Here is a 13,148-nt window from a genome sequence, read left to right as displayed (position 1 = left end):
CCGAATCTCCCCACGCAGCCCCGGGGTGCCTGTTGTGTGGGGAGTTGCGGTTCGCTCCGCGCCGAATCTCCCCACGCAGTCCCGGGGTGCCTGTTGTGTGGGGAGTTGCGGTTCGCTCCGCGCCCAAACTCCCCACGCAGCTTCGGACCCAGCCGGGAGCGGGGCCGCGCTGCGGCCCGGTGGTGCGCGGAGGTCGCGCGGCCTCACGGGCGGGACTCGGCTTGTAGTCTGCGGGCGGTCGCTCCGTATACGTACCGGAAAATGGCGGTCTTGGGGGAAAGCGAACGCCCGGCAGCGGGACATCTGCTGCCGGGCGTTTCTGGGGGAGCTGGTTACTCCGGGACGCGGCGGTAGGCGCCGTCGCTGGCGCTGGTGGCCATCGAGGCGTAGGCGCGCAGGGCCGCGGAGACCGAGCGCTCGCGGCTGACCGGGGAATACGGCTTGGCGCGGCGTTCCTGCTCGTGGCGGCGCTGGGCGAGGACGTCGTCGTGGACGTTGAGGGTGATGCTGCGGCCCGGGATGTCGATGACGATCTCGTCGCCGGTCTCGACCAGGGCGATCAGGCCGCCGGACGCCGCCTCGGGGGAGACGTGGCCGATGGAGAGGCCGCTGGTGCCGCCGGAGAAGCGGCCGTCGGTGATCAGCGCGCAGGCCTTGCCGAGGCCGCGGCCTTTCAGGAACGACGTGGGGTAGAGCATCTCCTGCATGCCGGGGCCGCCGCGCGGGCCCTCGTAGCGGATCACCACGATGTCGCCCTCGACGACCTGCTTGCCGAGGATGCCGGTGACCGCGTCGTCCTGGGACTCGTAGACCCGGGCCGGGCCGGTGAACTTCCAGATCGACTCGTCGACGCCGGCGGTCTTGACCACGCAACCGTCCGGGGCGAGGTTGCCGAAGAGGATGGCCAGGCCGCCGTCGACGGTGTACGCGTGCTCGACCGACCGGATGCAGCCGCCCTCACCGTCGGTGTCGAGCTTGGCCCAGCGGTTCTCGGTGCTGAACGGCTCGACCGTGCGCACCCCGCCGGGCGCGGCGTGGAACAGCTCGAGCGCCTCCTCGGACGGTGAGCCGCCGCGGATATCCCATTTATCCAGCCAGGTGGAGAGCGACGGCGAGTGCACCGAGCGGACGTCGGTCTTGAGTGACCCGCCCCGGTGCAGCTCACCCATCAGGGCCGGGATGCCACCGGCCCGGTGCACGTCCTCCATGTGGTACTTCGGGCTGTTCGGCGCGACCTTGGCCAGGCAGGGCACCCGGCGCGACACGGCGTCGATGTCCGCCACGCTGAAGTCCAGCTCGGCCTCGCGGGCCGCGGCCAGCAGGTGCAGCACGGTGTTGGTGGAGCCGCCCATCGCCACGTCGAGGGCGACCGCGTTCTCGAACGCGTCCCGGCTGGCGATCGAGCGCGGCAGCACCGACTCGTCGTCGTTCTGGTAATACTCCTTGGCGATCTGGACGATCAGCCGGCCGGCCTCCTGGAAGAGGGCCTTGCGGGACGCGTGCGTGGCGAGCGTCGAGCCGTTGCCGGGCAGGGCCAGGCCGATCGCCTCGGTCAGGCAGTTCATCGAGTTGGCGGTGAACATGCCGGAGCACGAGCCGCAGGTCGGGCACGCCGAGCGCTCGATCGTGTCGAGCTGCTCGTCGGTGACGTTGTCGTTGGCCGCGGCGCTCATCGCGTCGACCAGGTCGAGCTTCTCGTGCACGATGCCCTCGATGGCCACCGTCTTGCCGGCCTCCATCGGGCCGCCGGAGACGAAGACCGTCGGGATGTTCAGCCGCAGCGCGGCGATCAGCATGCCCGGGGTGATCTTGTCGCAGTTCGAGATGCAGACCAGGGCGTCCGCGCAGTGCGCGTTGACCATGTACTCCACCGCGTCGGCGATCAGCTCGCGGCTGGGCAGGGAGTAGAGCATGCCGCCGTGGCCCATCGCGATGCCGTCGTCGACGGCGATCGTGTTGAACTCACGGCCGATGCCGCCGGCCTCGAAGATCGACTCGGCGACCAGGCTGCCCATGTTCTTGAGGTGCACATGCCCCGGTACGAACTGGGTGAAGCTGTTGGCGATGGCGACGATCGGCTTGCCGAAGTCGTCGTCGGTCATGCCGGTGGCGCGCCACAGGGCGCGCGCGCCGGCCATGGTGCGACCGTGGGTCGAAGTCCGGGAGCGCAGCTCAGGCATTCCCCCATAGTGCCACCGGCCTGGGGCGGGACTGCCACGTACGTCCACAGCTCGGGACGGCAGGGGTGTTGTTATCGATGGAGATCCGGCAGAGTGTGTCCGTGAACTCACCGTCCGGTATGGAGCTGGCGGGCCTCGCCGGCCTGCTCGCCGCGGTCCCGGCGGTCGCCTTGCTGGGACAGTCCGGTCGCCGGCACACCGGTGCGGCCCGCCGGGCGCACCTGCTGCTGGCCGCGGGTGGGGCGTTGATCACGGCGGCCGCGCTGGCCGGCCTGGCCACCGCGCTGCTCACCGAACACCGGCACGACGTGACGTCCGGGAGCCGCACCCTGGCCACCGCGATGGCGGGCGGCATGGCGATCGGCACGCTCACCCTGCTGGCCGGCACAGTGGCGTTGCCCGGCGCGGCCCGCGGCCCGGCCGCCGCTCTCCGGCACGTGCTGGACGGCCTGGTGATCGCGGCGGCGATCTGGTTCGTCGGCTGGGTGCTGGTGGCCCAGCCGACCCGGATCCTCGGCGACTCCACGCCGTACCCGTGCGTCGCGGTGATCCTCCCGGCCGTGCTGGCCGTGCTCGGGCTCGGCCTGACCGGGGTGCTGGCGCTGCACGCGCACCGGCCGCGGCGCTACACCGTGTGGGTCGGCGCGGGCGTGAGCCTCACCGCGATCGCCTCGGCCGGGCTGTCCGGCGGCATCTGCCGGGAGCGCGACGGGCTGGTGCTGGCCTCGGTGCTGCTGCTCAGCGCCGGGCTGATCACGGTGGCCTGGGCGGTCCGTGCCGCCGACCGGCCGGTTCAGGTGACCGGTGACGTGCTGGAGCGCGGCGGGGCGTACGCGGTGGTCCCGATGCTCGGCGTGATCACGGCGCTCGGCTATCACCTGGCCCGGGGCGGCTCGCTCGACGCGTACGGGTATTTCGGCATCAGCGTCGAGGGCCTGGCCCTGGTCGCCCGGCAGTTCCTGGCGCTGGACGACGTCCGGCGCTACACCGTGCAGCTGCGCCAGCGGGAGAAGCACTTCCGCGACCTGGCGCACACCGACCCGCTGACCGGCCTGGCCAACCGCCGTGGCCTGCAGCTCGCCCTGCGCGTGGCGGGCGAGGGCCGCAAGGCGCTGCTCGGCATCGACATGGACGGCTTCAAGACGGTCAACGACCTGCGCGGGCACGACGTCGGCGACGCGGTGCTGACCGAGGTGGGCGACCGGCTCAAGCGCAATCTGCTCGCCGGTGACGTGGCGGCCCGGCTGGGCGGCGACGAGTTCGCGGTACTGATGCACGGCGACCCGGACGAGGCGGTGCTTGCCGCGCACCGGCTGCTCGCGGTGCTGGGCGAGCCGTACGAGGTGGACGGCGGCCAGATCTTCCTCTCCGCCAGCGTCGGTGTCGCCAGCACCGGTGAGCTGCTGCACGACGCCGACCTGGCCCTGCGGTACGCGAAGCAGCGCGGCAAGAACCGCGTCGAGCAGTACCAGGCCGGCTACGACGAGCTGCTGCGCCGCCGTGGCACGCTGACCGGGGAGCTGCGCCACGCGATCGACCGCGACCAGCTGCGCCTGGTGTTCCAGCCGGTGGTGGCGCTGCCGTCGATGCGGCCGGTGGGCGCCGAGGCGCTGCTCCGCTGGACCCATCCGGAGCTGGGCCCGGTCCGGCCGGACGAGTTCATCCCGGTCGCCGAGGAGTCCGGCCTGATCAACCGGATCGGCGCCTGGGTGCTGGAGCAGGCCTGCCGGCAGCTCGCCGACTGGCTGGCGGCCGGCCACGACATCTGGATGTCGGTGAACCTGTCGCCGAAGGAGCTGCACAACGCCGACTACGCCGCCCAGGTCGCCGACATCCTGGCCGAGCTGGGCGTCCCGCCGCAGCGGCTGGTGCTGGAGGTGACCGAGCACGCGGTCGCCACCGACATGGAGGAGCTGGTCGGCCGGCTCGCCCAGCTGCGCGAGACCGGGGTGCGGATCGCGCTCGACGACTTCGGCGCCGGGTATTCGTCGCTCACCCAGCTGCGCACCCTCCCGGTGGACATCCTGAAGATCGATCACGCGCTGGTGGCCGAGCCGGAGTCCCGGACCGGCACCGCGGCGCCGCTCGTCGACGTGGTGGTCCGGCTGGGTCACCGGCTCGGGCTCGAGGTGCTGGCCGAGGGGATCGGCACGCCGGCGCAGCGGGAGGTGGTCGAGGAGGCGGGGTGCCGGCTGGGTCAGGGCTCGCTGTTCGGCTGGGGAGTGCCGGCCGAACACTTCGAGTCACGCCTGCAGTCGCTGCGCCCGACGGGTCCGCGACCGCTCCCGGCGCCGCGTTCCGGACCGCCGAAGGACGCGACGGCCCGAAGTCAAGTGGTACGGCTCGGACCGGGAATGCGGCAGCTCAGAGCGTTGCTGCCGACCGATCCGGAGTTCGCGTCGTCGGCCGGTGATCAAAATGTGGGATCAGTTGACTCAGGCCGTGAGATGGGGCAAGGTTAGCCGCATGTGCTTCGCGTCCCGAGTACTTATCTGAGCGCACCACTCAGTCGCCACACAGCGACAGAGGGTGCGCTAGGTCCCGTGCAACTGCACGTGGGCCTTTTTTGTTGCTCAAGTACCGGACGCCGACTTGAAAAGGCTGACATTGCCATGACGAGACCCACGCCAGAATCCCTCGCCCATCGAGCCACTCCGGCCACCGTCGCCGCGGCCGCGGCCGGTCAGGTCGCTACCGCTCCGGTAGCCACGACGGGTGCCGGCGCACTTGTCCGCTCGCTCGAGGCTCTGGGCGTGGAAGTCGTGTTCGGGATCCCGGGCGGCACGATCCTCCCGGCGTACGATCCGCTGTTCGACTCCAGCGTCCGGCACATCCTGGTGCGCCACGAGCAGGGCGCCGGGCACGCCGCCACCGGGTACGCGCAGGCCACCGGCAAGGTCGGCGTCTGCATGGCGACCAGCGGCCCGGGCGCGACGAACCTGGTGACCGCGATCGCCGACGCGTACATGGACTCGGTGCCGATCGTGGCGATCACCGGTCAGGTGTCCCGCCCGTCGATCGGCACGGACGCCTTCCAGGAGGCGGACATCCAGGGCATCACCCTGCCGATCACCAAGCACAACTTCCTCGTGCAGACGCCCGAGGAGCTGCCGCGGATCATGGCCGAGGCGTTCCACCTGGCGCTCACCGGCCGGCCCGGCCCGGTCCTGGTGGACATCCCGAAGGACGTCCAGCAGCAGCAGACCATCTTCTCCTGGCCGCCGACCCTGGACCTGCCCGGCTACCGCCCGACCCTGCACCCGCACGGCAAGCAGATCCGCGAGGCGGCCCGGCTGATCGCGCAGGCCCGCCGCCCGGTGCTGTACGTCGGCGGCGGCGTGCTCAAGGCCGGCGCCACCGACGGGCTGCGCAAGCTGGCCGAGCTGACCGGCATGCCGGTGGTCACCACGCTGATGGCGCTCGGCTCGTTCCCCGACTCGCACCCGCAGCACCTGGGCATGCCCGGCATGCACGGCACGGTCCCGGCGGTCTACGCCCTGCAGAAGGCCGACCTGCTGGTCACCCTGGGCGCCCGCTTCGACGACCGGGTCACCGGCAAGCTCGACTCGTTCGCGCCGGACGCCAAGGTGGTGCACGCCGACATCGACCCGGCCGAGATCGGCAAGAACCGGCACGCCGACGTCCCGATCGTGGGCGACGCCCGGCACGTGATCGACGAGCTGATCGCGGCGGTGTCGCACACGTCCGGCGGCGTCGAGCAGTACCCGTCCTGGTGGGCCGCGCTCAACGACCTGCGGGAGCGGTACCCGCTGGGCTACGACGAGCCGACCGACGGCACCCTCGCACCGCAGTACGTGATCGAGCGGATCAGCGCCCTCGTCGGCCCGGACGCGATCTACTGCGCCGGTGTCGGTCAGCACCAGATGTGGGCGTCCCAGTTCATCCAGTTCGAGAAGCCGGGCAGCTGGCTGAACTCGGGCGGCGCCGGGACCATGGGGTACGCGGTGCCGGCCGCGATGGGCGCCAAGGTGGGCCGGCCGGAGACCGAGGTCTGGGCGATCGACGGTGACGGCTGCTTCCAGATGACCAACCAGGAGCTGGCCACCTGCGCGCTGGAGGGCATCCCGGTCAAGATCGCCGTGATCAACAACGGCAACCTGGGCATGGTCCGGCAGTGGCAGACCCTGTTCTACGAGGGCCGCTACTCCAACACCGAGCTGGGCACCCACAAGCACCGGATCCCGGACTTCGTGAAGCTGGCCGAGGCACTCGGCTGCATCGGCCTGCGGTGTGAGTCGAAGGACGACGTCGACAAGATCATCAAGCAGGCCATGGAGATCAACGACGCCCCGGTGGTCATCGACTTCACGGTCGGCAAGGACGCCATGGTGTGGCCGATGGTCGCGGCCGGCACGAGCAACGACGAGATCATGTTCGCCCGGGACGTGCGCCCGACCTTCGAAGAGGACGACCTGTGACAAACAAACACACGCTGTCCGTGCTGGTCGAGAACAAGCCGGGTGTCCTCGCCCGGGTCAGTGGCCTGTTCTCCCGGCGCAGCTTCAACATCGACTCCCTGGCGGTCGGCGAGACGGAGAACCCGGACGTCAGCCGCATCACGATCGTGGTCAACGCGGATTCCTCTCCGCTGGAGCAGGTCACCAAGCAGCTCAACAAGCTGGTGAACGTCCTGAAGATCGTGGAGCTGGACCCGTCCCAGTCGGTCCAGCGCGAGCTCCTGCTGGTCAAGGTGCGTGCCGATCGGGCGCAGCGCAGCCAGGTACTGGAGACCGTCGAGCTGTTCCGGGCGCGGGTGATCGACGTCGCTCCGGACACCCTGACGATCGAGGCCACCGGTAATCCCGACAAACTGGATGCGCTGCTGCGCGACCTCGAGCCGTACGGCATCAAGGAGATGGTCCAGTCGGGCCTCGTGGCCATCGGCCGCGGTTCCCGCTCGATCACCACGGGCCCCGCGCTCCGTGCCGCCTAGCTCTACACCACCGAACACAGAGAAGAAGGATTTCATGACCGCCGAAGTGTTCTACGACGACGACGCCGACCTGTCGATCATTCAGGGCAAGAAGGTCGCCGTCATCGGCTACGGCAGCCAGGGCCACGCGCACTCGCTGTCGCTGCGTGACTCGGGTGTCGAGGTCGTGGTCGGCCTGCAGGAGGGCTCCAAGAGCCGCCCGAAGGCCGAGGAGCAGGGCCTCACCGTGAAGACTCCGGCCGAGGCGTCCGCGTGGGCCGACGTGATCATGGTGCTGGCGCCGGACACCGCGCAGCGCAAGATCTACGCCGAGTCGATCGAGCCGAACCTGACCGCCGGCAAGGCGCTCTTCTTCGGCCACGGCCTGAACATCCGCTTCGAGCTGATCAAGCCCCCGGCCGACGTCACCATTGCCATGGTCGCACCGAAGGGCCCGGGTCACCTGGTCCGCCGTCAGTACGTGGACGGCAAGGGCGTGCCCGCCCTGATCGCGGTCGAGCAGGACCCGACCGGCGACGGCCAGGCGCTCGCGCTCTCCTACGCGAAGGCGATCGGCGGCACCCGGGCCGGCGTCATCAAGACCACCTTCAAGGAAGAGACCGAGACCGACCTCTTCGGCGAGCAGGCCGTCCTCTGCGGTGGCGCGTCCGCGCTCGTGCAGACCGGCTTCGAGGTGCTGACCGAGGCGGGCTACGCCCCCGAGATCGCCTACTTCGAGTGCCTGCACGAGCTCAAGTTGATCGTCGACCTCATGTATGAGGGCGGTATCGCGCGCCAGCGGTACAGCGTCTCGGACACCGCCGAGTTCGGTGACTACGTCTCCGGCCCGCGCGTGATCAACGCGTCGGTCAAGGCGGAGATGAAGAACATCCTCGCCGACATCCAGTCCGGCGAGTTCACCCGTCGCCTGATCGCGGACGACGACGCCGGCGCGCCGGAGCTCAAGAAGTTCCGCGAGGAGGCTGCCAAGCACCCCATCGAGATCACCGGCGCGAAGCTGCGCGGGATGATGAGCTGGGTGGACCGCCCGATCACCGAAACCGCCTGATCCAGCGCTGAGAGACGCCCGGCCGACGGCCGGGCGTTTTTCGTGGCTGAACCGGGTGCGCCGAAAATCCGTATCATCCAGGTCTGTCAATGCCGACGAACCTGGATGGAGGGCCATGACTTCCGTCGTCCTGGTAACCGAGGAATTGGCGCCCGCCGCTCTCGACGTGCTGACCACCGAATTCGATGTGCAAACGGTGGACGGCACGGACCGGCCGGCGCTGCTGAGCGCACTGCACGAGGCCGAGGCGGTGATCGTCCGGAGCGCCACCCGGATCGACGCCGAGGCCCTGAACGCCGCACCCCACCTGCGCGTCGTCGCGCGGGCCGGAGTGGGGCTGGACAACGTCGACATCCCGGCCGCCACGGCGCGGGGTGTGCTGGTGGTGAACGCGCCCACCAGCAACATCATCTCGGCCGCCGAGCAGGCGGTGGCGCTGCTGCTGACCACGGCGCGCAACACCGCCAGCGCCTGCGCGGCCCTCAAGGCCGGACGGTGGAAACGCACCGCCGGGGTCGAGGTCTACGGCAAGACCGTCGGCGTGGTCGGGCTGGGCCGGATCGGCGTGCTCGTCGCGCAGCGGATGGCCGCCTTCGGGACGAACCTGATCGCGTACGACCCGTACGTGCAGCCGGCCCGCGCCGCCCAGCTCGGGGTGCGGCTGGTGTCCCTGGACGAGCTGCTGCGGGAGAGCGACTTCATCTCGGTGCACCTGCCACGCACCCCGGAGACGGTCGGCCTGATCGGGGAGAAGGAGCTGGCCACGGTCAAACCCGGCGTACGGATCGTGAACGCGGCCCGCGGCGGCCTGCTCGACGAGCGGGCGCTGGCCGACGCGATAGCTGACGGCCGGGTGGCCGGCGCCGGGCTCGACGTCTTCGAGACCGAACCGCTGACCTCGTCACCGCTGTTCGCCTTCGACTCGGTGACGGTCACCCCGCACCTGGGCGCGTCCACCGTCGAGGCGCAGGACAAGGCCGGGCTCGCGGTGGCACACAGCGTCCGGCTGGCGCTGCGCGGCGAGTTCGTCCCGGAGGCGGTCAACATCCGGGCCGGCGGTGCGGTGGACGAGGACGTGACGCCGCTGCTGCCGCTCGCCGAGAAGCTCGGCCGGGTGTTCACCGCGGTGGCCGGCGGGGTGGCCGCCCGGGTCACCGTGGAGGTGCGCGGTGAGGTGGCCGTGCACGACGTCACGGTGCTCCGGCTGGCCGCCACGAAGGGGCTGTTCGCCCCGGTGGTCGAGGAACGGGTCACCTACGTCAACGCGCCGCAGCTGGCCGCGGACCGCGGGGTCGAGGTGGAGCTGGCCACGTCGGAGGAGGCCGGCGAGCACGCGAGCCTGATCGTGGTGCGCGGCGCGCTCGCGGACGGCACCACGATCGCGGTGGCCGGCGCCGGCACCAAGCTGGTCGAGGTGGACGGCTTCGAGCTGGACCTGCCGGCCGACGGCGTACTGGTGTTCTTCCGCTACCGGGACCGTCCCGGCGTGGTCGGCCGGATCGGCACCACGCTGGGCCGGGCCGGCGTCAACATCGCCGCGATGCAGGTGGCCCGGCGCGCAGCCGGCGGCGAGGCACTGATGACCCTCACCGTCGACTCCGGCGTCGACCCGGAGCTGCTGGCCACGGTCGCCACCGAGATCGGCTCCTCACACACGGCGGCTGTCGATCTCCGGGCCGACTGAGGGCTGACGGCCAACCCAATTTTGGTACGAATGTGCCAGCGCTCGTCCGTAGGCTACGAGCCGAGTCCCGCCCGTGAGGCCGCCGCGGCACCGCGCCCGCACCGGACCGCGGCGCGCCTTCCGCCCCGCGTCGCTCACCACGCGAGGCCGCCGCCACTCCCGGCCGCAGCGCGACTCTCGGTGTTGGCTGGCTCTCAGGGGTGTCTCCGCATCGCGGAGACACCCCTGAGGACCAGCCGATCCGGTGACTAGCGGGCGGAGCGGACCGGGGGTGGGTAGACCGTGCCGTCCTGGAGGTCCAGCAGGTCCAGGTTCAGCTCGCCGGCCAGCCGTTCGATCGTCTCCAGCACCACGTCCGGGCAGTTCTCGTCCAGCCGCATCTGGATGTGGTCCGCGGCCGCGTGCAGCGGTGCGGTCGCCCACGGTGAGCCGGGCGCTGCCGCGCGCGGGCCCCGATCCGGATAGCTGCTGGTCAGCGCGTCGTAGAAGGCCACGACACGCGGGTCGGCCGGGCGCAGCGGATGCACGCCCGCGGCGCACTGCTCGTTGGCGGCGCGCACCTGGTCCGGCGCCGCCGCGGGGTCCATCGCCCACACCACTAGGTCGAAACTCACCGGCGCATGGTGCCATCACGAAGGCCTGAGGTTGAGAACCCGTGGGCCGACACGCGGGGACGCGTCTTGCGCGCCTTCCGTCCGCATCGCTAGCGTTGTTCCCGCCGCACGTCCCTCGGCAGGCGCGTCTTCGGGTGATGCTGTCTGTTCGCGGGCCGGGCGGTGGGATTTCTGGCGGGACCGAGCCACGCGTACTCGTCGCCACAGCCCCCGTGACCGTTTGCCGCGGTTCGGGGGCTGTGTTGCGTCCGGGGCCGATCGCCCGGCGGCCGGGAGTTCAATCCTTGGGACTCGCGTTCCGTGCTTCGGGATCAAGGGTTACCGTGTGTGGTGATTGTCGGGACGGGTGCAAGGGGAGTCGACGTGAGCGTGGCGCGGATCGCGGTAGTGGCCGGCGACGGCATCGGCACCGAGGTGACCGCGCAGGCCCGCAAGGTCATCGACGCTGTGCTGCCCGGTGTGGAGTACAACGAGTACGACCTGGGCGCCCGCCTCTACCACCGCACCGGCGAGGTCCTCCCGCAGGCGGTCCAGGACGAGCTGGCCGGGCACGACGCGATCCTGCTGGGCGCGATCGGCGACCCGAGCGTGCCGCCGGGCGTGCTGGAGCGCGGTCTGCTGCTCAAGCTCCGCTTCGAGTTCGACCAGTATGTGAACCTCCGCCCCTCCAAGCTCTGGCCCGGCACCACCAGCCCGCTGGCCGGCGTGAAGCCCGGCGAGATCGACATGGTGGTGGTCCGCGAGGGCACCGAGGGTCTCTACGTCGGCGCCGGCGGCGTCCTGCACAAGGGCACCCCCGCCGAGATCGCCACCGAGGAAAGCCTGAACACGCGGTACGGCGTGGAGCGGGTCGTCCGGGACGCGTTCGACCGCGCGCAGCGCCGCGACCGCCGCCACCTCACCCTGGTGCACAAGACCAACGTGCTGACCCACGCCGGCAACCTGTGGTCGCGCACGTTCGCCGCGGTCGCCGCGGAGTTCCCCGACGTGACGACGGAATACCAGCACATCGACGCGGCCAGCATGTTCATGGTCAGCAACCCGCAGCGGTTCGACGTGGTGGTCACCGACAACCTGTTCGGCGACATCCTCACCGACATCGCCGCCGCCGTCACCGGTGGCATCGGCATGGCGGCCAGCGGTTCGGTCAACCCGGAGCGCACGTACCCGTCGACCTTCGAGCCGGTGCACGGCTCCGCGCCGGACATCGCCGGCCAGGGCATCGCCGACCCGGCCGCCGCGATCCTCTCCGCCGCCCTGCTGCTGGAGCACCTCGGCAAGCACGACGAGGCCGCGCGAGTAACCGAGGCGGTCGCGGCCGAGGTCGCGTCCCGCACGCCGGGCGCGCCGCTGCGTACCGCCGAGGTCGGCGACCGGGTCGCCGCCGCCGTCTGAGCGGCCGCACACTCTTCACCCAAGCCCCGAGCGGTCGGTTGTTTAAACGACCGTTCGGGGTAGATTCGTGGGCGCACCACGGTGCCCCCACGCATGCTTATCTTCTCCGCAGAAAGCAGGTCCCCTCGTCATGAGCGGTGGTGACAACCTCGACTTCGAGATCCGCCCGAACCCGGCTCCGGTGTCCGACGCCGACCGTGCTGCGATGCTGGCCAATCCCGGATTCGGCCGGATCTTCACGGACCACATGGTCACCGTGCGTTACGCCGACGGTAAGGGCTGGTACGAGCCACGGGTCGAGGCCCGCGCGCCGATCCCGATGGATCCGGCAAGCGCCGTCCTGCACTACGCGCAGGAGATCTTCGAGGGTCTGAAGGCGTACACGACGCCGGACGGTGGCGTGGCGATGTTCCGCCCGGACGCGAACGCCAAGCGGTTCGGCCTGTCCGCGCAGCGGATGGCGATGCCGGCGCTGCCCGAGGAGATCTTCCTCAAGTCGCTGCACGAGATCATCGCGATCGACCGGAAGTGGATCCCGGAGGGTGAGGACGGCAGCCTGTACCTGCGGCCGTTCGCCTATGCCAGCGAGGTCTTCCTCGGGGTGCGCCCGGCGATGGAATATCTGTACCTGGTCATCGCGTCCCCGGTGGGGCCGTACTTCTCCGGCGGGGTCAAGCCGGTGTCGGTCTGGGTCACCCCGGATTACACTCGCGCGGCTCCCGGCGGCACCGGCGCGGCCAAGTGCGGCGGCAACTACGCGGCCGGCCTCTCCGCGCAGGCCGAGGCGATCGAGCACGGCTGCGACCAGGTCGTCTACCTCGACGCGGTGGAGCGCAAATACGTCGACGAGCTCGGCGGCATGAACGTCTTCCTGGTCCTCGACGACGGCACCCTGGTGACGCCGCCGCTGACCGGCACGATCCTGCCCGGCATCACCCGCGACTCGGTGATCAAGCTGGCCGAGCGGGCCGGCCGCCGCGTCGAGGAGCGCGCGATCAGCCTCGAGGAGTGGCGCGAGGGCGCGGCCTCCGGCCGGGTCCGTGAGGCGTTCGCCTGCGGCACCGCCGCGGTGATCACCCCGATCGGCGTGATCCGCAGTCTGGACGGCGACTTCACCATCGCCGACGGCGGCCCGGGCGAGGTCACCATGGGTCTCCGCAAGGAACTCGTCGACATCCAGCGCGGCCGCGCCGCCGACCCGTTCCACTGGGTCCACAAGGTCCTCTGACCGCTCGCGGTCCCGGCTGGTCCTCAGGGGTGCTTCGCACCGCTT

9 protein-coding genes are annotated in these 13,148 nt (G+C 70.8%); 7 read left to right on the top strand and 2 right to left on the bottom strand.

All coding sequences use genetic code 11. The annotated features are described in order from the left end of the window. Nucleotides 1-332 precede the first annotated feature (332 nt). Nucleotides 333-2,180 carry a dihydroxy-acid dehydratase gene (gene ilvD / locus Apa02nite_RS35910; RefSeq protein ID WP_203829015.1) on the bottom strand — a complete coding sequence of 616 codons (1,848 nt, stop codon included), beginning with the start codon at nucleotides 2,178-2,180 and terminating at the stop codon, nucleotides 333-335. A gap of 101 nt (nucleotides 2,181-2,281) precedes the next feature. Here ilvD and Apa02nite_RS35905 point away from each other — a divergent pair, with 101 nt between their 5' ends. The 5 genes from Apa02nite_RS35905 (at nucleotide 2,282) to serA (ending at nucleotide 9,866) form a co-directional block, all read left to right on the top strand. After that, a complete protein-coding gene (locus Apa02nite_RS35905; RefSeq protein ID WP_373873082.1) occupies nucleotides 2,282-4,642 on the top strand; it encodes a putative bifunctional diguanylate cyclase/phosphodiesterase in 2,361 nt (786 codons plus the stop codon). 150 nt (nucleotides 4,643-4,792) lie between these two features. Beyond that, nucleotides 4,793-6,619 carry an acetolactate synthase large subunit gene (locus Apa02nite_RS35900; RefSeq protein ID WP_067685676.1) on the top strand — a complete coding sequence of 609 codons (1,827 nt, stop codon included), beginning with the start codon at nucleotides 4,793-4,795 and terminating at the stop codon, nucleotides 6,617-6,619. Then, nucleotides 6,616-7,134: an acetolactate synthase small subunit gene (gene ilvN, locus Apa02nite_RS35895; RefSeq protein ID WP_014447226.1), complete on the top strand. Its 519-nt coding sequence runs from the start codon at nucleotides 6,616-6,618 to the stop codon at nucleotides 7,132-7,134. The genes Apa02nite_RS35900 and ilvN overlap by 4 nt, the downstream gene beginning before the upstream one ends. Nucleotides 7,135-7,168: 34 nt before the next feature. Next, nucleotides 7,169-8,182 (top strand): ketol-acid reductoisomerase, encoded by a 1,014-nt coding sequence (ilvC, locus tag Apa02nite_RS35890; protein ID WP_203829013.1) that lies wholly within the window; start codon nucleotides 7,169-7,171, stop codon nucleotides 8,180-8,182. Between the two features lie 115 nt (nucleotides 8,183-8,297). After that, complete coding sequence (gene serA / locus Apa02nite_RS35885) at nucleotides 8,298-9,866, top strand: phosphoglycerate dehydrogenase (protein ID WP_203829012.1); 1,569 nt, start codon at nucleotides 8,298-8,300, stop codon at nucleotides 9,864-9,866. 248 nt (nucleotides 9,867-10,114) lie between these two features. On the opposite strand, the gene Apa02nite_RS35880 is transcribed toward serA, so the two are convergent. Beyond that, nucleotides 10,115-10,453 (bottom strand): hypothetical protein, encoded by a 339-nt coding sequence (locus Apa02nite_RS35880; protein ID WP_083970974.1) that lies wholly within the window; start codon nucleotides 10,451-10,453, stop codon nucleotides 10,115-10,117. Between the two features lie 396 nt (nucleotides 10,454-10,849). Here Apa02nite_RS35880 and Apa02nite_RS35875 point away from each other — a divergent pair, with 396 nt between their 5' ends. Beyond that, nucleotides 10,850-11,875 carry a 3-isopropylmalate dehydrogenase gene (locus Apa02nite_RS35875; protein WP_198170600.1) on the top strand — a complete coding sequence of 342 codons (1,026 nt, stop codon included), beginning with the start codon at nucleotides 10,850-10,852 and terminating at the stop codon, nucleotides 11,873-11,875. 130 nt (nucleotides 11,876-12,005) lie between these two features. After that, nucleotides 12,006-13,103 carry a branched-chain amino acid aminotransferase gene (locus tag Apa02nite_RS35870; RefSeq protein WP_203829011.1) on the top strand — a complete coding sequence of 366 codons (1,098 nt, stop codon included), beginning with the start codon at nucleotides 12,006-12,008 and terminating at the stop codon, nucleotides 13,101-13,103. Nucleotides 13,104-13,148: the final 45 nt, after the last annotated feature.

Source organism: Actinoplanes palleronii (assembly GCF_016862315.1).
Taxonomy (GTDB): domain Bacteria; phylum Actinomycetota; class Actinomycetes; order Mycobacteriales; family Micromonosporaceae; genus Actinoplanes; species Actinoplanes palleronii.
The sequence above is the reverse complement of the archived record's forward strand: the minus strand, read 5'-3'. Positions and strand labels throughout refer to the sequence as shown.